Consider the following 22,832-nt stretch of genomic DNA (forward strand, 5'->3'; position numbering starts at 1 on the left):
AGTCTTTTTTTAAAAAAGGTTATCATTCATTAAAGTTAAAGTTAACATCATGATCTAATAGTATATTTTAAGAATATGATTTAACGTTATAGTGTTGTAACTCCTATTCAAGATAAGAGTCGAATTATAAATATCATGTTTCTTCTAAAATTTTCGGTGAGTACTTGAATTTATTAAGAAATTTTGTTTGACAATTAAGTTTAATAGAGAATCTGATTTTAAACAAATAGAAAGAAAACGAGCCATAATGTAAAAATAAAAGAAGAAGATTTGTTTAAATTTATTAATATTCAGTTTTTTTAAATGTGGTTTTTTGAATCGTTTTTTATGATGATGACAAGCTAAAATGACACCCTTGATTATCTTTTTTGTTTTTGGGAGTTATATTTTTACATTTGTATAGTATTGGGTTGATTTCTCGCCATAAAGAAGGAATTGCGATTTTTTAATCAATAATAATAATTATGTCAGTTTTAGAAAAATTAACTTCAGCTGAAGCCATTGGATTAGAGGACAAACATGGAGCACACAACTATCATCCATTACCAGTAGTATTAAGTAAAGGAGAGGGAGTGTATGTTTGGGATTTAGAAGGGAAAAAATATTATGATTTCTTGTCGGCATATTCGGCAGTTAATCAAGGACATTGTCATCCACGTATTGTAGGTGCTATGGTACAGCAAGCCCAAACGTTAACCCTAACGTCTAGAGCTTTTTACAATGATAAATTAGGTGTTTATGAGCAATACGTAACCAATTATTTTGGTTTTGATAAAGTATTGCCAATGAATACGGGGGCTGAGGCGGTTGAAACCGCTTTAAAATTGTGTCGAAAATGGGCCTATGAAAAAAAAGGAATCAATGAAAATGAGGCACAAATTATAGTTTGTGAAAACAATTTTCATGGAAGAACGACCACGATCATTTCATTTTCAAATGATGAAAATGCTCGTAAAAATTTTGGTCCTTACACAGTTGGATTTATTAAAATTGCGTATGATGATTTAGAAGCTCTTGAAAAAGCAATTACTTCATCGTCCAATGTAGCGGGATTTTTAGTAGAACCCATTCAAGGAGAAGCTGGTGTATATGTGCCAAGCGAAGGATATTTAGCTAAAGCAAAAGAATTATGTGAAAAACACAATGTGTTGTTTATTGCAGATGAGGTGCAAACAGGTATTGCTCGTACAGGGAAACTATTAGCCGTACACCATGAAAATGTACAGCCTGATATTTTGATTTTAGGAAAAGCTTTGTCAGGAGGTGCTTATCCTGTATCAGCAGTATTAGCAAATGATGCTATCATGAATGTAATTAAACCAGGGCAACACGGTTCTACTTTTGGAGGAAATCCAGTAGCAGCAGCTGTTGCTATTGAAGCTTTAGAAGTAGTTAAAGATGAAAAGTTAGCCGAAAATGCAGAACGATTAGGACAAATCTTTCGTTCAGAATTAGCTAAATTTATCGAAACGTCTCCCATAGCTAGCTTAGTTCGTGGAAAAGGATTATTAAATGCCGTTGTAATTAATGATACAGAGGATAGCGATACTGCTTGGAATATATGTATGAAATTAGCAGAAAACGGATTGTTAGCTAAACCTACTCATGGAAATATTATTCGTTTTGCTCCTCCTTTAGTAATGAATGAAGAACAATTAAGAGATTGTGTTGCAATTATTATAAAAACGCTAAAAGAGTTTGAAAAATAACGAATAAAACTTATCTATAGTGCCCCCAAATAGTGAACTTTTGGGGGTGTTTTTATGTAAAATGTTTGCTGTAGTAAGAAATAACCATGATAATGAAGTTGAGATAACCTAATGATAGTATGATTTTGGAAGAAAAGATAAAAAATTTAAAATAACGACCGATAATTAATATTAAATAAGGAATAATACTGAATAAAGGGGGATACATTAAAAAAGCATGTTGTACCTCTCCTTTTAATAATAAAATGAGAGCCCTTTGAGCTCCACAACCTAAACAATCTACTTTAAAAAGTATTTTGAATAAGCAAGGAATCATAAAATCGTTTAGGATTATCTTTTGTACCACTGTAAAAATAGAGTTCATTGTAAAATTAAAAAATTAGTTTCTATTTTTGCAAAAAAATAAGATTTATGTTTTTTATAGGAGATAGTGTATCGGTTTTAGATGATAATATTAATGGAGTAGTAATAAAAGTAACGGGGGATCAAGTTTGGATAGAAACAGAAGAAGGATTTGAGTTGCCTTTTAAAAACAACGAACTAATTTTAATAGATCAAACAGGATTGGATTTTTCAAAAGCAAATTTTTACGCTATAAAAAAAGAAAAAGAAATTTCAAAACCCAAAAACTTTATAAAAGAAAGGAAGTCTAAAAAAGATGAAACTGTTTTAGAGGTAGATTTGCACATAGAAAAATTAGTACAAACAACTAAAGGTATGAATAATTATGATATTTTAAATATACAAGTGGAAACCGCTCAAAGACAATTAGATTTTGCAATAAAAAACAGAATACAAAAAGTAGTACTTATTCACGGTGTCGGAGAAGGAATCCTGAAAGCTGAATTAGATTTTCTACTAAGTAGATACAGTTATATCAGCTTTCAAGAAGCCAGTTTTCAAAAGTATGGTTTTGGTGCTACAGAAGTGTATATTAACCAAAAAAACTTTTTGTAAATTAGTTTATAATTTCACCAAACTCATAATCCCCATTAGGATTAGGACTATAGGTTTTAATACCGTTTTTAAAAATCACTTTTCTAAGCTTGATTACATGACGATAAGTTGAAGTGGTTTGTTGAGAAGTTTCTACCACAATAATACCACTTACATCTGTTATGCCTTCCTGTGCAATCCATTCTTCTACCAAAGCAGGACTTGTAGGCGGAATAGATTGACAGAAAAAACTAGCGTTTAAGCCACCACTATAAACCCTATAGCTAATCTTATTACTGTTATTTAATAAAGCTGTTTTTGTACCAATAATTTGATGTTTGTATAAACTAGGGTCTATATCTAATAATAAAGCATTACTGTTGTTGTATTTAAAAAAGAGATTATTGCCAGAACAATTTTGCATGACAGCATTTTTATAATCAAATTTTAAATCAATTAAATCCGTAGTATAGTTACCAAACTCATATCTGTCAAAAACTAATTGCTTATTAGGACTATTAAAAGTTATATTCTTAAACAAAATCTTATGATTATACCCCACAATCTTTGAAGGATCGTTAGTAGAAATTATTTTGTTAGTAGTTATTTCAATAGTACCGCCAGATACAGTCCATTGCTCAGCAACGGGATTATTACCAACAGAACAGATTTCATTACTATTAATCGTTGAAAAAAACTTTTTATAAATTAAGTTATTGCCTGTTCCAATGAGGTAAGTTTTAATCCCTTCTTCATTAGGAAAACTTGTTTCTGGAGTTGTAAAAATAAGCGTTTCTTTATCATTAATTTTGTATAATGTATTGGTGTTGTTACATTTTTGAACAGAAATAGAGCTAAAGTTAAATGTTTCTTCTATTATATTTCCATCATCACAAGCTGTAAGTAGTAGTAGTGAAATTAGTAAAACCCAAATTTTTTTCATATTCATTAAATTTTAAACAAAAATACAATTTTAAATTTTTAATCAAAGATATTGTTATATTTGGATCGCTAACTAAAAAAGATTTATGAATTCACAAGTAACAAAAACAAATTATCCAGCTTTATATACCTTGGTAACTGTTTTCTTTTTTTGGGGTTTTATTGCTGCTGGAAATAGTATTTTTATTCCATTTTGTAAAAATTATTTTTCCTTAGACCAATTTCAATCTCAGTTAATAGATTTTGCATTTTATACAGCCTATTATTTAGGAGCCTTGTTATTATTTGCTTTCGGGAATGCGAAAGGAAAAGATATAGTAGGAAGTTGGGGACATAAAAAAAGTATAATTTACGGTTTATTATTTTCTGCTTTAGGATCGGGAGCAATGATTTTAGCTGTAAAAGGTAGTATTTATGAAGGAATGCTAGTAGGCTTGTTTATAGTAGCATTAGGTTTTTCATTACAACAAACAGCGGCTAATCCATTTGCAATCTTATTAGGCGATCCTAAAACAGGAGCAAGTAGAGTAAATTTAGGAGGAGGTATTAATTCTTTAGGAACTACAATTGGTCCTATAATAGTGGCTTTAGCATTGTTTGGAACGACAGCCTCCGTTTCGGATGATCAGATTAAGCATTTAGAACTAGATAAAGTTATTTTTCTTTATGTGTGTGTAGGCTTTCTTTTTGTAGGTTCAGCAGCCTTATTTTATTTTTCTAAAAAAGTCCCATCAGGAATTTCTAATGAATCTATAGAAAAAGCAAATAAAGCCCTAACGACACTTGTTGTTATGACATTACTTTTAGCGGCTTGTTTTACCTTTATTTTTAAATCATATCAAAATGTAGAAGGATTGGATTCAGTTCAATTATTAGACTTGAATCAATACAGAATGAACTGGCTAATGGGGGCATTGATTGTCGTTTTAGGAGGGATTTTGTATTCCTATATAGCAGCGAAGAAAAATCCAGAAGGATGGGGAGCTATGCAATATCCTCAGTTAGTATTAGGAATGTTAGCTATTTTTGTTTACGTTGGGGTTGAGGTTGCAGTAGGAAGCAACTTAGGCGAGCTGCTAAAATTACCTGAATTTGGTAGCTTACAATCATCTGATATAGCTCCTTATATATCTATATATTGGGGAAGTTTGATGATAGGACGTTGGGCCGGTGCTATTAGTGTATTTAACCTAAAAGGGATTCAAAAAATAATAGCCTTAATTGTCGTTCCTTTATTAGCATTTGGAATTGTATTAGGTGCTAATATGCTTTCAGGTAAAGATATGAAACCTCTTTATTTTTACATTGTATGTGTTTTATTACAAATTATAGCCATGTTTTTATCTAAAGATAAACCTGCAAGAACACTTATGATTTTTGCACTATTTGGTTTAATTGCCATGATAATAGGTTTATGTTCAACAGGAATGGTGGCTATTTATGCGTTTTTAGCAGGAGGTTTAGCTTGTAGTATTATGTGGCCTGCTATTTTTAGTTTATCTATCTTAGGATTAGGAAAATATACTTCACAAGGTTCCGCTTTTTTAATTATGATGATCTTAGGTGGTGGTATAATTCCTCCTATTCAAGGTAAAATATCGGATTTAATAGGCATACATAACTCCTATATTGTAGCGGTTATTTGTTTTGCATATTTAACGTTATTTGCAATTTTAGTAAAAAAAATATTAAAAAGTCAAAACTTGGATGTCGATTCAATAGAAATTAAAGAAGGACATTAAAACTAAAAGACATAATAATATTAAAAGGGTAAAAGGAATTAAGTACTTTTATCCTTTTTAATTTTAATTTAATTTTATGAATCGTAATAAATATTTTACAGCAGCTTTTTCATCTTTCTTTATTTGGGGATTTTTTAGTTTGGCTATAAAAAAAATAAATGACTATGCTTCTTTAGATATATTATTTTATAGGGTTTTTTATGCAACCTTTTTACTATTGATGATTAATTTTATATTTAGAAGACAGATTGTCTTAGATGATTTAAAAATTTTCAATAGTTTTAGCAAATCTGTCCAAAGAAAAACAGTAGTTTTAACGATTATAGGTGGATTTTTGCTCGTTTTAAATTGGTTTTTGTTTATGTACTCTGTAAACCATATCAGTATACAATCTGCCTCATTTGCTTATTTAATTTGTCCTATTATAACAACTGTTTTAGCCTATTTTGTACTCAAAGAAAAATTAGATAAAAAACAATGGACTGCTGTCGGATTGTTCGTTGTTAGTTGTGGTCTTTTGTCTTATGGTCATATAAAAGATTTAATGTATTCATTAATAATTGCTTCTACTTTCGCTCTGTATTTAATAACTCAAAGAAGGAACAATTACTTTGATCGTTTTGTAGTATTAACAATTCAATTGCTTATTTCATCTATAATATTATCTCCTTTTTATTGTTTTTATAAATCAGAAACCCCTACAACCTTTTTATTTTGGGGTGTAATGACCTGTATAGTGGTACTATTTACAATTATACCTCTTTTTTTGAATCTTTATGCTCTTAAAGGGATTGATTCTAAAACAGTAGGTGTCTTAATGTATACTAATCCTCTTATTAATTTCTTTTTAGCATTGTTTTATTTTAAAGAAGAAATAAACGTAATTCAATTAAGTGCTTACTTGTTAATAGTAGTTGCTATAATTTTATTTAACATCAATTATTTTGCGAAAAAGGCGAATTGATTTTTTACACAAAATTAGGTTTTTTTGTTAAATAGTGTAAAATATAGCAATAATATTAATCTTTTTTATTGTTTTGTTTGAATTTTTATTAAAAAATAACATATAAAACCCTTGTTAGTTAAGAAAATGTTATAATTTTGCTAAAATAATTCAAAAAAAAACAAATTTATGAAAAACACTATCAAAGTAAGCACTCTGTTGCTGAGTATGGCTACATCAGTAGCATTGTTTTCTTGCTCTAAGGAAAAAGAAGGGGTAATTAATCAAGAAGAGGCTGCAATTGTAGAACAACCAGCAGGGATTGAACGCGAATGTAGTTATGTAGATTCTTCTTGGCCAGCTTCAGCTAATTTATCTACAACCTTATCTTCTGGTGCAGGAACATCAGCAGATGTTACTTTTATGACAAATCAAAATATAAATATTAAAACTTTTTGGAGAGGGACTTCAGTAGCGGCTCCAATATTTAGATTTGTAAATAATGGTACGAACTGGAATTCTACCTATAATGCAATTTCTTATGGTAATGGAAAAATTTATTATGGAGAAGGTATTTTTAGAGATGCCAAATCTAAAGATGCTTCAAACTTAATTAATGTAATGATACTTGCTCATGAGTATGGACATCAATTACAATATGCGTTCCGTTTGCCTTCTAAAAAAGAATCAACAGCTAGAGCAGGTGAATTAGAAGCAGATGGAATGGCAGGTTATTATTTAAGAAAAGGATATGGCAAATCTACTTATTCTGAAATAGCTACAGCTTATGAGTTTGCTTATTCAATTGGAGATAAACAAATAACAAGTGCCGATCATCACGGTACGCCTGTGCAAAGACGTTCTGCAGTTCGTTTAGGATTTTTGTTAGCAGATCCTACGAATACTAAATTAACGCCAACTCAGTTTGATTCAAACTTCTTTTATTACTATGATGGGGTTTTAGCAGGTACTAGCAGATTAGCTAAGCCAGAAGGAATGAGTGATGAAGGTCACCAATTAGTTATGAGTAAAATGAGTGAGTTACAAAAAATTCAATCAGGAAAAATGTCTGATACAGAATATTTTAACCTATAATAATTGAACTAATTTTATATTGAGGCTGTCCTTTTGGACAGCCTTTTTGTTTACTAAAATATTCGGACACCTATCGGAGATAGTTTTCATATAAACGATTCTCAGAAACTGGGTTCGACTTTTAGGACACTCTCTTTAGAGGAGGCCTTTTAATGTGTATTAATGGACGGACCAATTTCTTTTTGGTATCGTTTTATATTAAAGTGGAAATAAATCTAATTCGATCAAGTACTTACTTTTTAATGATGAAATCATAGTTCTTATTTTGTTTTATTAATTTAACAAAAAATTAATTATAAGGTATTAATTTGTTTTTTTTAAAAATATATTTGTTTTTTGTGATTTTAAAAATTTAAATTTGTAAAAAAAATATTTAAAAACAAACTAAGTTTATGAAAAACAACAACAAACTAAACACTCTGTTGTTGGGTGTAGTTTCTATAATATTGTTTTCCTGTTCTAAAGAAAAAGAAGAAGCGAAAAAAAAAGATGAAACAGTAAGTATTGAAAAACCAATAGAGGTAGTAAAAGAATGTGATTTTATTAATGATGATTGGCCTGCTTCGGCTACTCTATCAACCACTTTATCTGCTGGAGTAGGAACAGCAGCAGATGTTATTTTAATGAATGATCAAAATATAGCTATTAATACTTTTTGGAGAGGAATTTCTGTAGCCGCTCCAGTTTTTAGATTTGTCAAAAATGGCACAGATTGGAAATCTACCTATAATGCTATATCTTATAATACAGGAAAAATTTATTATGGAGAAGGTATTTTTAGAGATGCCAAATCTAAAGATGTTTCAAATTTAGTTAATATAATGATTCTTGCTCACGAATATGGGCATCAATTGCAATACGCATTTCATTTACCTTCTGAAAAAGAATCAACCGCCAGAGCAAGTGAGTTAGAAGCAGATGGAATGGCAGGTTACTATTTAAGAAGAGGTTATGGTAAATCAACTTATTCTGAGATCGTTACGGCGTATAACTTCGCTTATGAAATTGGAGATAATAAGACCACAAGTTCAGATCATCATGGTAAGCCTCAACAAAGACGCTCAGCGGTTCGTTTAGGTTTTTTATTAGCAGATCCTATAAATGCTAAGTTAACAGCAACTCAGTTTGATTCTAAATTCTTTTATTACTATGATGGAGTGTTAAATGCTTCTTATAGAATGGCTAAACCAGAAGGAATGAGTGATGAAGGTCATCGATTAATTATGAGTAAAATGAAAGAGTTGCAAAGAATTAAATCAGGAAAAATGTCTGATGCAGAATTTTTTAACCTAGATTAAATCAGTTAGATATATTGTAAGCCAGCTATAAACTTATAGCTGGCTTTTTTGTGATCTTATTTTACCTATGAAATAACCAAATTTTAATCCAAATGGCAAATTTATTTAGATATAAAAAATGACGTTGATTTTAATAAATAACTCTGTTTTTTTATTCTCTATGCGTAGACTACAGCTGCGATAAAAACATAGTTTTTTATCATCACAACAAAGTCTATAGAATAAATTTGATTAAATGTAATGATATTCATTATCCTGAATATTATCTATTACACGATAAACAAACAATTTTTGTACTTTTTGTCAATTATTAAACAAGAAAAAGTTATTTGTTTGTCATTTTGTCATGAAGAGATGGAGGTGTGCTGACAAAGAAGGCTGTTTTTAGTATTGGCATAATCCTTGTCATTCTCGAAAATGTATAAGAAGTACAACTGTGATTAAAAGTAATCACATAGAAAAATGAATTAAAAATTAAGGAGAATTATATTATGAGTAAAATTATTGGAATCGACTTAGGTACTACTAACTCATGTGTAGCAGTAATGGAAGGTGGAGAACCGGTTGTAATTGCAAACGCAGAAGGTAGAAGAACGACTCCCTCAGTAATTGCTTTTGTTGAAGGAGGAGAAATAAAAGTAGGGGATGCTGCAAAACGTCAAGCAGTTACAAATCCTACAAAAACAATTGCTTCAGTAAAACGTTTCATGGGGAATAAGTATACTGAAAGTGCTAAAGAAGCGTCAACAGTAGCTTATAAAGTGGTAAAAGGGGATAATGATACACCCCGTGTTGATATAGACGGACGTTTATATACCCCACAAGAATTATCTGCTATGACTCTTCAAAAAATGAAGAAAACAGCGGAAGATTATTTAGGTCATGCTGTAACACAAGCAGTTATTACGGTACCAGCTTATTTTAACGATGCGCAACGTCAAGCTACTAAAGAAGCAGGACAAATTGCAGGTTTAGAAGTAATGCGTATCATTAACGAACCTACAGCTGCAGCTTTAGCTTATGGTTTAGATAAAGCAGCTCAAGATAAGAAAATTGCAGTATATGACTTAGGTGGAGGTACTTTTGATATTTCTATCTTAGAATTAGGTGACGGTGTATTTGAAGTATTATCTACAAATGGAGATACACACTTAGGAGGAGATGATTTTGATCAGGTAATTATTGATTGGTTAGCTTCTGATTTTCAAACAGCAGAAGGAATTGATTTGCGTCAAGATCCAATGGCATTACAACGTTTAAAAGAAGCTGCTGAAAAAGCTAAAATCGAATTGTCGGCTTCAGCTCAAACAGAAATCAATTTACCATACATTACAGCTACGGCTACTGGACCTAAGCACTTGGTTCAGTCTTTAACAAGAGCTAAATTCGAACAATTAGCAGATACTTTAGTAAAGCGTTCTATGGAGCCAGTTGCTAAAGCTTTAAAAGATGCTGGTTTATCAACTTCTGATATTGATGAAGTAATCTTAGTAGGAGGTTCTACTCGTATTCCAGTTATCCAAGAACAAGTTGAGAAATTCTTTGGTAAAAAACCTTCAAAAGGTGTTAATCCAGATGAAGTAGTAGCTATCGGTGCTGCTATTCAAGGTGGTGTATTAACAGGTGATGTGAAAGATGTATTATTATTAGATGTAACACCGTTATCATTAGGTATCGAAACTATGGGAGGTGTGTTTACTAAATTAATCGAGTCTAATACAACTATTCCTACTAAAAAATCGCAAGTTTTCTCAACAGCAGCAGATAACCAACCATCAGTAGAAATTCATGTTTTACAAGGTGAAAGACCAATGGCAAATGATAACAAAACGATTGGTCGTTTCCACTTAGATGGTATTCCACCTGCACAAAGAGGCGTACCTCAAATTGAAGTAACTTTTGATATTGATGCTAATGGTATTATCAAAGTTTCGGCTACTGATAAAGGTACAGGTAAATCTCATGATATTCGCATTGAAGCTTCTTCAGGATTAACACAAGAAGAAATCGAAAAAATGCGTAAAGAAGCTGAAATGAATGCAGAAGCAGATAAAGCAGCTATGGAAAAAGCGGGTAAATTAAATGAAGCTGATAGTATGATTTTCCAAACAGAAAAACAATTAGCTGAATTTGGTGATAAATTATCGGAAGGGAATAAATCAAACATCACGGCTGCTCTAGAAGAATTGAAAAAAGCTTACGAAACGAAAGAGATAGATACGATTACTCCGGCTTTAGAAAAAATTAATGAAGCATGGAAAAATGCTTCAGAAGAAATGTATAAAGCACAAGCAGAAAGTCAACCAGGAGCGCAAGAACAACCGCAAACTGAAACAAATGGTGATACTACACAAGATGTAGAATTTGAAGAAGTAAAATAATTTAAATTTCATTATTTTTAAGAAGAGGCTGTCTGTATAGACAGCCTTTCTTATTGCTAAAATATCGGATACCCATTGGGATAGTTTTCGTATAAGTAATCCTCAGGAGCTAAATTTGCCTTTTAAAAAAACTTCTTTTAGTACGTATTTTGAGGCTGCTCATTTAGGAATAAAAACATTGATAAATTAAAGTTTACCCCAGATTACACGTTAGAGATTTTTTAAAAAAACATTTATTGATTTAGGTACTATACAAAATTAAGAACCAAAACGAGTAAAAATATAATAGGTTATAAGATTTGTTTTTCTAATGCGTAATCAGGGTTTAATCAAATTTCGGATTAAACTTTGTGATGAAAATGATAAGGCAAAGAAAATAAAGATGTAGGGAAATTTTTTCTTGTATATTTTGGGGTAAAAGCTGTTACTTAAATGACAAGATTGCGCACTTTTACTCTATAAATATTTAATATATTTTGTAAATAAGAAGTAAGCACTAGAGAAAGTATAAAAAAATGAGACTATTTTTCTAAAAAGAATAATCTCATTTTATAAATTTATGAGAGACTATTTTATAGCAATCATAGATATTTCAATGTTAACATTTTTAGGAAGAGTAGCAACTTGTACCGTTTCACGGGCAGGAGCAGTAGCCTCTTCAAAATATCTTCCATAAATAGAATTAATTTTAGTAAAATCGCCCATATTCATAATAAAAATAGTCACCTTAATGACATTTTCAAAAGTCATATCAGCAGCTTCAAGAACTGCTTTTAAATTTTGCATTACTTGTTCTGTTTCTTCCTCAATTGAAGTTAAAATGAGTTCGTTGTTTTTTGGGTTAATAGCAATCTGACCAGAGGTGTATAAAGTGTCTTTTATTAAAATAGCCTGACTATAAGGTCCAATAGGAGCAGGTGCTTTTTCTGTAAAAATTATTTTTTTCATATTTAAGTGTCAATTATTATAATCTTCGATCAGGTAGATTTCTTTTATCCCATTTGATATCGCTTAGTACAGAGGAGCTAATTCCTATGAAAAAATACCATGAAGCTCTGTCTCCAAAAGGATTCCATTGAAAATCCATACGCCAACTTAATAAATCTCTCTGAAAACGTAATTGTGTATAAGTAACTCCTTTTTGAACAAAATCATATCCCGTTGATATTCCTGTTTTCCATTTAGGAGTAAGATCTATATTTCCAGAAATCATTAATGAGTTTTGAGTAATAGTATTTTCTCTTTTATTGTTGGAATAAGTTAATGAATAAGCAAGGTTTAGATTCCAAGGAATTATCGAACGATAAAAACCTTTGAAAGGAGATTCTTCATTGTCTTTTTTGTCAAAAGGATTTTGATTTCGATTGCTAAAATCATTAGAGCTACCAAAAAGATCATCTGCTCTACCACCATTTCTTAATCCTGAATTGTTTAAATTATTTTGATCTGTTTTTCCTTTTCCTCCTAATTCATTACTATTAATAGAATAATTTAACGTAATATTAGCACTTGTCATTCGAAATAAACTACCGCCATTATTAATGTTAAGTTTGTCTATCATATTTCCTTTATTATTAATAGCATAGGGATTTAAAGTCATACCAAAATTAATATTTAGTTTATCTTTAAGTAAATTGGTACCACCGCTTACTCGTAAAGGAGACCATTTTAAAGAATCTGCATTAATATTATAATTGCTAGATAAGTTTAAATTGTTAATTAAAACTATTTTTTTAGGAGCTGTTTTAGTAGAGTCTTTATCTCGAACTTTAGCTTCAAAGACATTGTTTATAGAAAAAGATAAGTTGTTGTTTCTTGTACTAGAAGGGCCACCGAAAATTCCTTTTTCAAAACGTGTATAATTAGCCATTTTACCACTGCCATCAATAGCGTATGTGTCATAATATTTTTCAAAACTAGGAGCATAAGCATAACTAATGTTTGGTCGTACAGTATGTCTTATAGATTGGATTTTTCCATTTTTTTTGAAATTAAATGTTCCATAAATAGTAGTTCCCACACTGCTTGAAAAATCATAAGTTCTAAAAGAATCAAAACCTTTGTTTTCAATGTCTTCTACTTTTTTTAATGTAGTGTTGTATTGCTTTCTTATTGTTTTAAGATACCAGACTTCATTGAAATTAGAAGAGGTAGTCACACTAAAGTATTTAAAAAGTTTGAAATTTGTACTAAATGGAATATTGTGTTGAATTCCGTTTTGCATATCTCTAAACATAGCAGGTTTAAAGAATAATGAATCTGTTGTTTGAACACGGTTTTCGCCCCTTAAGCTATAAGTGAAATTTAAGTTTTTAATAAAACCTTTTTTAGTACCGCTTTTAGGTGCGAAAGGGAAAATACGATCGACTCCAATTTGCAAAGTAGGAAGCGTCATATTAATCTGTCTTGTATTTGTGTTTTGTGAATGAGAAGCAGTTAAAGACAAATTTACTTGCGGAGTCCAATTAAAAGTTTTTCCGTATGAAACAGAAGAACTTAAAGTATTATTTAAAAAATTAGAGGTGTTTAATTGATTAAATGACTGTCTGTAATATTTGCTACTACCTAAATTAACAGATGCCGAAAATCGTGAGTTAGGCGTGGCTTTTGTATCAGGGGAGTGACTCCATTGTAAATTATATAGAGTAGATTTTCCATAACCGGGCAATCCTCTTTCTCCGTTTATTTGGTTTTCGTATCGAAAATTAAAATTACCTCTGTATTTGTATCGTTTTGCATAATTTGTTTCCGCTCTTAAACCATAACTGCCATTTGTAAAATAGTCGCCTAATAATGCAAGATCTAAATTGTTACTAATAGCAAAATAATAACCACCGTTTTGCAAAGAATACCCTTGTGCATTATTTTGTCCAAAAGTAGGCATTATAATTCCAGAAGTCGCTTGCTCAGTCATAGGGAAAAAGGCGTAAGGAACCCCTATGGGAGTAGGGACATCTGCAATTACCATATTGGTTAAACCTGCTACAATTTTCTTTTTAGGAACAAATTTTATTTTACGTGCTAAAAAGTAATATTCAGGATCCTCTAAGTTTTTAGAAGTTGTGAATCTTGCGTTTTTAATAAAAAAAACCGAATCATTTTCTCTTTTAGTTATCTCACCTTTTATTTTAAATTCCCCCTGATCTGTTCTAGAATTCCATATCAATGCTTTTTTAGTTTTAAAATTAAAACGAATTGAGTCAGGTTCTACAATGTTAGTTCCTTGCTTAAAAATAGGGTATTGAACGTACTTACCTGTAGAATCTTTTAGTCGACCAGCGTATACTTCATCTTTATCATAATTAATGACAATGATCCCCGATTTAATTTCAATATCTTTATATTTTACCTCTGCTTCATCTTTTAAAATAGCAAGTTTTTTTTTGTTGTCTAATTTAACAGAGTGCTTTGATTTATATAAAATTTTACCTTCTAAAAAAGATTTTTTCTTTTTTATACTGTCTTTGTTTTTACTAACCTCTTCTTTTTTGTTTAAAATAATAGAATTAGATTTTAGGCTATCTTTCTGTTTTACAGATAGTAGGCTCGTATTTTTTTTAGGAAGCTCCTGCGATTGTAGATTTAGACTACAAAATGCTATTAAAAAAGGAACTAAAACGATGTAAAATAAGTTTGTACGCAAAGCTATAAATACTATTTTTGTAAAAATATGGCTTAATTTTTGAAGCCACAAACTTACAGCTATTTTTATAAATAAGTAAGTATTTAATAAAATTATAACCATTTAATTCATTAGTGAAATGAAGGTGAAAAATAGAAATAAAATGAAATATGTTTTTTTTACGGCTTTATTTGTTTTGTCGGGGGTTCTTCAAGCACAAAATAATGCTAAATTCAAAGTATGTTTAGATGCAGGGCATGGTAATCAGGACTTTGGAGCTACTTATCATGGATATGTGGAAAAACAGATTAATTTAGCTATTGTTCTAAAACTAGGCGCTATCCTAGAAAAAGATCCTACTATTGATGTTATTTATACTCGAAAAACCGATACTTTTATAGAACTGGTTGAAAGAGCCAATATAGCCAATAAGAACAAAGCTAATATTTTTGTCTCTATTCATTGTAATGCTAATAGGAATTTGGAAGCTTATGGATCAGAGACCTATGTGATGGGACTTTCAAAAAGTGCATCAAGTTTGGCTGTTGCAAGAAAAGAAAATGAAGTTATTAAATTAGAAGATAACTATAAAACTAAATACGCTGGTTATAATCCCAATGCTCCCGAATCTTTAATTAGTGCCACCATTGCACAAGAAGAATATTTAGACCAAAGTATTGAATTGGCAAGTAGAATTCAGGATAATTTTGATCAAAAAGTAAATCGTAAAAATAGAGGTGTACATCAAGCTCCTTTTATGGTTTTACACAAAGCCTTCATGCCTAGAGTATTGGTAGAAACAGGATTTATTTCAAATCCATCAGAAGGGGCTTACCTAAATTCAGAAGAAGGTCAAGAAAATATGGCAAGGTCTATAGCAGATGCAATTTTTAGAATGAAAGCAGAACATTTTGGAGGTACAGTTCCTTTTTTAGATATAAAAAAATCAGAAAAACCTACTCCAAAGGATAGTACACCTAAAACTAAAGAAGTAGTAGTTCCTGTAAAAGAAATTATTAAACAAGATCCTGTAAAACCAGAAACTAAAAGCAAAGGTAGTGTTGATACTCAAAAAGTTGTTTTTAAAATACAACTAAAAGCAAGTAATACACAAATTGATGTTAAGCCTGAAAATTTTAATGGATTATTGAATATTTCTTCAGTTTTTGAAGGGGGATATTATAAATATATGTACGGGGAAACAAATGATTATCAGGAATCTAGGAAAATGTTAACAGAGGCAAAATCCAAAGGATATGAATCGGCTTTTATAGTGCCTTATAAAAATGGAATTAAAATAAGCCTTAATGAAGCAGTGAAATCTGCTAAGTAATTAGTATTTTTGCAACAAAAAAAATATATTTTGAAAATAACACGAGAAATTAAAACAGCAATTCTAGTAATTGCCTCTATTTTATTATTTATCTGGGGATATAGCTTTTTAAAAGGTAGTAACTTGCTAAATAGTCACAAAAAACTATTTGTTGAATTTGATAATGTCGAAGGCCTTCTTTCTTCCGCATCTGTAACTATTAATGGAAAAGTAGTAGGTAAAGTACGATCATTAAATTTAACGGATACAGGTAAAATTTTAGCAGAACTACAGATCAATCAAGATGATTTTCCGATTTCAAAAACAAGTGTCGCTCAAATATATGAACCTGGTTTTATAGGAGGAAAACAAATAGCGATTATTCCTAACTTTGCAGATAAAAATATAGTTGTTGATGGTGATCGTTTAAAAGCAGATGTAAAATTAGGCTTAACAGATAACCTAGGTAAAAAATTAGCTCCAACTCAACAAAAAATAGAATCATTAGTTGAAGATGCCGATCAGCTAATGGTTAATGTAAATCAAGTTTTAAATGATCAAGCTAAAAGAGATCTTCAACAAGCTATAAGTCACTTAAATCAGACAATGGCTGAATTTAATAAATTAGGCAGTGGTGTTAACCAATTATTAGCAACTAACCAAAAAAGTTTAAACCATTCATTAGGAAATATAGAAAAAATTACCACGGATTTTTCTAAAGTATCCAATGAATTAGAAAAGGCAGAATTAGGAAAAACTTTAAAAAATTTAGAAGGAACTTTAGCAAATGTGAACAAGTTAGTATCCGATATGCAAGCAGGACAAGGAACTTTAGGCAAAGCAATGAAAGATGAAGCAATGTATAACAACTTTACCAAAGCTGCTAAAGAAATTGAACTATTACTTCAAGATTTACGTTTACATCCTACGCGTTACGTAAATGTTTCTCTTTTTGGAAAAAAAGAAAAACCATACAAAGCACCTGAAACACAATTAAAATAATTTTAAACCAATCAACCTTTTATATGAATTATTTAAACAGTTTGTTTTTTCTAATTATTCTTGGTGTTGGAATAGGATTTTTTGCAAAAAATGTAAAAAAAATTATTCGTAATATAAAGTTAGGAAAAGATATAAATAGATCGGATAACTCATCAGATCGCTGGAAAAATATGCTCCTAGTAGCATTTGGTCAAAAAAAGATGTTTACACGTCCAGTACCTGCCATTCTGCATTTTGTATTGTATTCAGCTTTTATAATTACTCAAATAGAGTTAATTGAAATCTTAATAGATGGTATTTTTGGAACCCATCGTTTTTTTAAACCAGCTTTAGGAGGGTTTTATACCTTTTTAATTAGTTTTATCGAAATTTTATCAGTTACGGCATTAGTAGCAACAATTGCTTTTTTGATGAGAAGAAACCTGTTAAAATTACCCCGTTTAAATAAAACAGAATTATTAGGTTGGCCTAAAAAAGATGCTAATTTAATCTTAATTATGGAGATTATATTGGTAAGCTGTATTTTTACAATGAATGGTACAGATGAAGTGTTGTATACAATGGGGAAATCACACTTTGAAGGTCAAGGATCATTTAGTTTTGCTGTATCTCAATATTTAGGACCCGCTTTTTTTGGAAGTTTAAGTGAAGGAACTTTGCATATATTAGAGAGAGTAGGTTGGTGGGGACATTTTACAATGGTAATGGTTTTTTTAAATTATTTATATTACTCCAAACACCTACATATAATTTTAGCCTTTCCTAATACCTTTTTTGCTGATCTAAATCCTCTAGGAAAATTTGATAATTTAGAAAGTGTTACGAATGAAGTGAAATTAATGATGGATCCTAATGCTGATCCCTATGCTGCTGCACCAGTAGATGCAACACCAAGTAAGTTTGGAGCTTCTGATGTAACAGATCTAAACTGGGTTCAGTTGCTAAATGCTTATACCTGTACTGAATGTGGACGTTGTACCTCCTCTTGTCCAGCTAATCAAACAGGTAAAAAATTATCTCCTCGTAAGATTATGATGGATACACGTGATCGTCTAACAGAAGTAGGAAATAATTTAGACAAAAATAATGGAACATTTATAGAAGATGGAAAATCATTGTTAAATGATTATATCACACAAGAAGAACTTTGGGCTTGTACCTCATGTAATGCCTGTGTAGAAGAATGTCCAGTTAATATAAGTCCTCTTTCAATTATCATGGATATGCGTCGTTATTTGGTAATGGAACAAAGTGCAGCACCTCAGTCCTTAAACGCCATGATGACTAATATTGAAAACAATAGCGCGCCTTGGCAATATAGTCAAATGGATCGTTTGAATTGGAAAGACGAAAATTAATAATTGAAATTGCAGACAAATCAATATAGAGAATTATGTCAGAAAATTTGATAGTGCCTACAATGGCAGAAATGTTAGCTCAAGGGAAACAACCAGAAGTTTTGTTTTGGGTAGGATGTGCAGGTAGTTTTGATGATAGAGCTAAAAAGATAACAAAAGCTTTTGTTAAAATTTTGAATAAAGCAAGTGTAGATTTTGCTGTTTTAGGAACAGAAGAAGCTTGCACAGGAGATCCCGCTAAACGAGCAGGAAACGAATTTTTGTTTCAAATGCAAGCCTTTATGAATATAGAAATTCTTAAAGCTTATGAAACAAAAAAAATTGTTACAGCTTGTCCCCATTGTTTTAATACTTTAAAAAATGAATACCCTGAATTAGGAGGAGTATTTGAAGTAGTACATCATACAGAATTTTTAAAAGAACTATTAGACAGAGGGCGTTTGACTATTGAAGGAGGCCAGTTTAAAGGTAAAAAAATTACATTTCATGATCCTTGTTATTTAGGACGAGCAAACAAAATATATGAAGCTCCTCGTGATTTAATTCAAAAATTAGATGCCGAACTAGTTGAAATGAAACGCTCTAAAGCAAACGGATTATGCTGTGGAGCGGGAGGAGCACAAATGTTTAAAGAACCTGAAAATGGAGAAAAAGACATTAATGTTGAACGGACAGAAGATGCTTTAGCAACGAAGGCAGATATTATAGCAGCTGGATGTCCTTTTTGTAATACAATGTTAACAGATGGTACCAAAGCAAAACATCGTGAACATGATGTAAAAGTACTAGATGTAGCAGAATTAATTGCTAACGCTCAAGATTTATAGTATTCAGATGTATATACCCTTTGAAAATATGCCACTTGATTCACGTGTTTGGATTTATCAATCCAATCGAAAATTAAGTGATGACGAAATAAAAGAAATAGCCACTCATACTGAAAAATTTCTTACTGATTGGTCTGCTCACGGTACCCCTTTAGAAGCATCGTTTGATATTCGTTATAATCGTTTTATTATTTTAACTGTCAATCCTAGTATACAAGCTCCAACAGGTTGCTCAATCGATAGTTCTGTACAGTTTATCCAGCAATTAGAACAAAAGTATGCGATTGATTTGTTAGATAAAATGAATGTTACATTTAAAAATGGTGAATTTATTGCCCATAAATCATTAATAGATTTTAAGAAAATGGCTAAAGAAAAAGCTGTTTCTGCTTCCACCATTGTTTTTAATAATTTAGTTAATACTATAGAGGAACTAAATGATTCTTGGGAAGTTCCTGCAAGCGAAAGTTGGCATAGTCGCTTTTTTTAATATTTGAAGATGAAGTTTTCTATTGTAAAATATTTATTTTTTTCCCTTTTAGCTTTTCTAATGATGCAATGTGCGGTTATAAAAAACCGTAAAAGAGAGGAAGCTATTATGGCAGAAACCAAAAATATTCCTATGATTCAAAAATTTATAGATCCTGATAAAGAAGGGTTTAATTTATTTAATGAATTATCAGGAGAACGTAAATGGGTTGACAGTGTTTATAATTCTTTAAGCTTTGAAGAAAAGTTAGGACAACTTTTTATGGTGGCTGCTTATTCTAATAAAGATAGTATTCATTTTAATTCGTTAGATAAATTAATAAAGAATTATAAAATAGGAGGCTTGATCTTCTTTCAAGGAGGACCCATGCGTCAAGCCAAACTAACCAATCGTTTTCAAGCCAATTCTAAAATCCCCCTTTTTATAGGGAATGATGCAGAGTGGGGGCTTAATATGCGTTTAGATTCAACCTATGCTTATCCTTGGAATATGACTTTAGGAGCCGTTCAAGATATGAAATTGATAGAACAGTTAGGAGAACGAATGGCCAAAGAAACCAAAAGAATGGGATTGCAGTTTAATTTTGCTCCTGTTATTGATATTAATACAAATCCTAATAATCCTATTATAGGAAATCGTTCTTTCGGGGAAAATAAAGAAGAAGTAACAAAACGTGCCGTAGCTTTAATGAAAGGAATACAAAGCCAAGGAGTATTTGCTACAGGTAAACATTTTCCAGGACACGGCGATACCGAAACAGATTCACATCATACATTACCCGTTGTTAATTTTACAAAAGAACGTATTGACTCCGTAGAGTTTTACCCCTATAAAAAAATGTTTAATTTAGGACTATCTTCAGTTATGGTTGCGCATTTGAATGTGCCAAGTCTGGAAGAACGTCAAAATTATCCTTCCTCTATATCTTATAATATAGTTACGAATACCTTAAAAAAAGAACTAGGTTTTAAAGGGTTAATTTTTACAGATGCTCTTAATATGAAAGGAGCAAGCAGTTTTAAAAAACCAGGTGATATAGATTTAGAAGCCTTTTTAGCAGGTAATGATATTATGCTGTTTGCAGAAGATGTTCCTTCCGCTATTACTAAATTTACTCAAGCTTATAATGATAAAATAATTACAGATGAACGTATTGAACATTCTGTAAAAAAGATCTTAAGCTATAAATATAAGGCAGGATTAAATAATTATAAACCAATAGAAATAACAGGTCTTTTAAATGATTTAAATGCCCCAGAAGCAAGTAAATTACAATACAATTTATATGAAAATGCTATTACGGTTTTAAAAAATGAACATACTTTATTACCAATAAAAGACCTAACCAAAGCTAAAATTGCCTATGTGAAATTAGGGGATGATTCAGGTAACGTTTTTTTGAGTACATTAAAAAAATATGCCCAAGTAGAGGAAATGGAAGAGAAAAATCTGGATAGCCTTTTAGTTAATTTAAAAGAATTTAATACTGTCATTATAGGTTATCATAAATCTGATAGAGCATGGCGTAAACACGATTTTTCTGAAAAAGATTTACTTTGGTTAGAAAAAATAGCCGCTCAAAATAATGTTATTTTAGATGTTTTTGCAAAGCCATATACCTTACTTAAGATCAAATCTTTTGATGATATAGAAGGTTTGATTGTAAGTTATCAAAATGGTGATATACCCCAAACTATTTCAGCTGAATTAATTTTTGGAGCCGTAGAAGCAAAAGGGAAATTACCCGTTTCTATTAAAGAATATTTTAAAGTAGGTGAAGGAATTACTACAGAAAAAATAAACAGATTAGGCTTTTCTTCTCCAGAAGGAGTAGGAATGAACTCTTATAAATTAAAAGAAATTGATGATGTAGTTAAAAAAGCAATCGATGATAAAATAACTCCAGGAGCACAAGTTTTAGTTGCTAGAAAAGGAAAAGTGATTTACCACAAATCCTTTGGTTATCACACCTATGAACAAGATACGAAGGTAAAAAATACAGATATTTATGATATCGCTTCATTATCTAAAATTATAGGAACATTACCCAATGTAATGATGGATTATGATAAAGGGGAAATAAATTTAGCTACTCACTTAGGACAAATGGTTCATAAAGCCAGAGGAACTAATAAGGATTCTATTGTTTTTAAAGAATTGTTATCACATTATGCTCGATTAAAAGCTTGGGAGCCTTTTTATAAACAAACAATAGATTCAATTACCAAAAAACCATCTGAAAAATTATACCGTCAAACGCTAACAGAAGGTTTTACGACTCAAGTATCTGAAAATTTATTTTTGACAGATAGCTATAAAGATTCAATTATTTCTAAAATAATGAAAAGTAAGCTTTTGCCTAAGAAAGAGTATAAATACAGTGATTTTACCTTTATTTTGTTAAAAGAATATTTAGAAACACATCATAATAAAACCTTAGATAATTTGGCTTACGAAAACTTTTTTTCAAAAATAGGAATGAATTATACAATGTATAATCCTTTAAAAAAGGTTGACATAGACCAAATACCACCAACAGAAAAAGATACGTACTATCGTCAGGATTTAATTCAAGGATATGTGCATGATATGGCAGCTGCCATGCAAGGAGGTGTAGCAGGACATGCAGGCTTGTTTTCAAATGCAAGTGATATTGCAAAAATGATGCAACTCTATTTGAATAAAGGTAACTACGGAGGAACTCAATTCTTTTCTTCTAAGACAATGGACGATTTTAATACATGTTATTTTTGTACGGAAGGAAATAGAAGAGGTATTGGTTTTGATAAACCTCAATTAAAAGGAGAAGGACCAACGTGTGGTTGTGCTTCAATAACTAGTTTTGGACACACTGGTTTTACAGGAACAATGACTTGGGCTGATCCTGAAAAAGAACTAATTTATGTTTTTTTATCCAATAGAACTTTCCCCGATAGTAATCTACCAAATAAATTAGCAAAAGAAAATACGAGAGAAAGAATTCAACAAATTATTTACGATTCTATTTTTGACTAATCGTTAATATTAAGTGAAATTAATTTTTATTTTTTTAAAATATACTAAATTCGTAAAGTAAAATTTTGCTTTACGAATTTTTTTTAAAAAATAAATTAAAATATTTTATATGCTTGATAAAACCCAGATTCCGCATTAGGATTTTTTAATAAATCTGGAA

17 protein-coding genes are annotated in these 22,832 nt (G+C 30.6%); 13 read left to right on the forward strand and 4 right to left on the reverse strand.

The features are described from left to right. Nucleotides 1-464: 464 nt before the first annotated feature. Nucleotides 465-1,709 carry an ornithine--oxo-acid transaminase gene (gene rocD, locus NAB20_RS09335; protein ID WP_088393975.1) on the forward strand — a complete coding sequence of 415 codons (1,245 nt, stop codon included), beginning with the start codon at nt 465-467 and terminating at the stop codon, nt 1,707-1,709. A 52-nt stretch (nt 1,710-1,761) separates the two neighbouring features. Here rocD and NAB20_RS09340 read toward each other — a convergent pair whose 3' ends face one another. After that, nucleotides 1,762-2,073 carry a DUF2752 domain-containing protein gene (locus NAB20_RS09340; protein ID WP_105196731.1) on the reverse strand — a complete coding sequence of 104 codons (312 nt, stop codon included), beginning with the start codon at nt 2,071-2,073 and terminating at the stop codon, nt 1,762-1,764. Between the two features lie 47 nt (nt 2,074-2,120). Between NAB20_RS09340 and NAB20_RS09345 the strand changes: the two genes are divergently transcribed. Continuing rightward, on the forward strand, nt 2,121-2,666 hold the full coding sequence (locus tag NAB20_RS09345) for a Smr/MutS family protein (RefSeq protein ID WP_088393979.1): 546 nt from the start codon (nt 2,121-2,123) through the stop codon (nt 2,664-2,666). Nucleotide 2,667: 1 nt separating this feature from the next. Here the strand turns inward: NAB20_RS09345 and NAB20_RS09350 are convergent, their stop codons facing one another. Next, nucleotides 2,668-3,588 carry a hypothetical protein gene (locus NAB20_RS09350; protein WP_375605035.1) on the reverse strand — a complete coding sequence of 307 codons (921 nt, stop codon included), beginning with the start codon at nt 3,586-3,588 and terminating at the stop codon, nt 2,668-2,670. A gap of 85 nt (nt 3,589-3,673) precedes the next feature. On the opposite strand from NAB20_RS09350, the gene NAB20_RS09355 reads away from it, so the two are divergent. The 5 genes from NAB20_RS09355 to dnaK all read left to right on the forward strand — a co-directional run bounded on the left by NAB20_RS09355 (nt 3,674) and on the right by dnaK (nt 11,046). After that, nucleotides 3,674-5,329 carry an MFS transporter gene (locus NAB20_RS09355; protein WP_088395085.1) on the forward strand — a complete coding sequence of 552 codons (1,656 nt, stop codon included), beginning with the start codon at nt 3,674-3,676 and terminating at the stop codon, nt 5,327-5,329. Between the two features lie 76 nt (nt 5,330-5,405). Continuing rightward, complete coding sequence (locus NAB20_RS09360) at nt 5,406-6,293, forward strand: EamA family transporter (RefSeq protein WP_235878145.1); 888 nt, start codon at nt 5,406-5,408, stop codon at nt 6,291-6,293. Between the two features lie 168 nt (nt 6,294-6,461). Further along, the gene (locus NAB20_RS09365) at nt 6,462-7,367 is read left to right on the forward strand and encodes a metalloprotease (RefSeq protein WP_105196728.1); all 906 of its coding nucleotides are present in this window, start codon (nt 6,462-6,464) and stop codon (nt 7,365-7,367) included. A gap of 392 nt (nt 7,368-7,759) precedes the next feature. Next, nucleotides 7,760-8,665, forward strand: coding sequence for a metalloprotease (locus NAB20_RS09370; RefSeq protein ID WP_375605036.1), 906 nt, complete (start codon nt 7,760-7,762; stop codon nt 8,663-8,665). A gap of 491 nt (nt 8,666-9,156) precedes the next feature. Then, nucleotides 9,157-11,046 carry a molecular chaperone DnaK gene (gene dnaK, locus NAB20_RS09375; protein WP_105196726.1) on the forward strand — a complete coding sequence of 630 codons (1,890 nt, stop codon included), beginning with the start codon at nt 9,157-9,159 and terminating at the stop codon, nt 11,044-11,046. A gap of 567 nt (nt 11,047-11,613) precedes the next feature. Here dnaK and NAB20_RS09380 read toward each other — a convergent pair. Both NAB20_RS09380 and NAB20_RS09385 read right to left on the reverse strand, forming a co-directional pair. Then, entirely contained in the window at nt 11,614-11,994 is a 381-nt protein-coding gene (locus tag NAB20_RS09380; protein WP_088393201.1) for a RidA family protein, read from the reverse strand. A gap of 16 nt (nt 11,995-12,010) precedes the next feature. Continuing rightward, nucleotides 12,011-14,791, reverse strand: a complete 2,781-nt coding sequence (locus NAB20_RS09385) for a putative LPS assembly protein LptD (protein ID WP_240668947.1) — start codon at nt 14,789-14,791, stop codon at nt 12,011-12,013. Nucleotides 14,792-14,831: 40 nt separating this feature from the next. On the opposite strand from NAB20_RS09385, the gene NAB20_RS09390 reads away from it, so the two are divergent. Genes NAB20_RS09390 through NAB20_RS09415 form a run of 6 tightly spaced genes read left to right on the forward strand, consistent with a single transcriptional unit; the run spans nt 14,832 to nt 22,672 of the window. Continuing rightward, the gene (locus NAB20_RS09390) at nt 14,832-16,001 is read left to right on the forward strand and encodes an N-acetylmuramoyl-L-alanine amidase (RefSeq protein WP_309597397.1); all 1,170 of its coding nucleotides are present in this window, start codon (nt 14,832-14,834) and stop codon (nt 15,999-16,001) included. A 30-nt stretch (nt 16,002-16,031) separates the two neighbouring features. Then, nucleotides 16,032-16,982, forward strand: a complete 951-nt coding sequence (locus tag NAB20_RS09395) for an MlaD family protein (protein ID WP_088393197.1) — start codon at nt 16,032-16,034, stop codon at nt 16,980-16,982. Nucleotides 16,983-17,005: 23 nt separating this feature from the next. Further along, nucleotides 17,006-18,340: a (Fe-S)-binding protein gene (locus tag NAB20_RS09400; RefSeq protein ID WP_127823202.1), complete on the forward strand. Its 1,335-nt coding sequence runs from the start codon at nt 17,006-17,008 to the stop codon at nt 18,338-18,340. Between the two features lie 35 nt (nt 18,341-18,375). Beyond that, the gene (locus NAB20_RS09405; RefSeq protein WP_088393193.1) at nt 18,376-19,167 is read left to right on the forward strand and encodes a (Fe-S)-binding protein; all 792 of its coding nucleotides are present in this window, start codon (nt 18,376-18,378) and stop codon (nt 19,165-19,167) included. Nucleotides 19,168-19,174: 7 nt separating this feature from the next. Next, entirely contained in the window at nt 19,175-19,657 is a 483-nt protein-coding gene (locus NAB20_RS09410) for an ABC transporter ATPase (protein WP_375605037.1), read from the forward strand. Between the two features lie 9 nt (nt 19,658-19,666). Further along, nucleotides 19,667-22,672 (forward strand): glycoside hydrolase family 3 N-terminal domain-containing protein, encoded by a 3,006-nt coding sequence (locus tag NAB20_RS09415; protein WP_105196721.1) that lies wholly within the window; start codon nt 19,667-19,669, stop codon nt 22,670-22,672. Nucleotides 22,673-22,832 lie beyond the last annotated feature (160 nt).

It is taken from the genome of Flavobacterium davisii (genome assembly GCF_042182265.1).
Taxonomy (GTDB): domain Bacteria; phylum Bacteroidota; class Bacteroidia; order Flavobacteriales; family Flavobacteriaceae; genus Flavobacterium; species Flavobacterium davisii.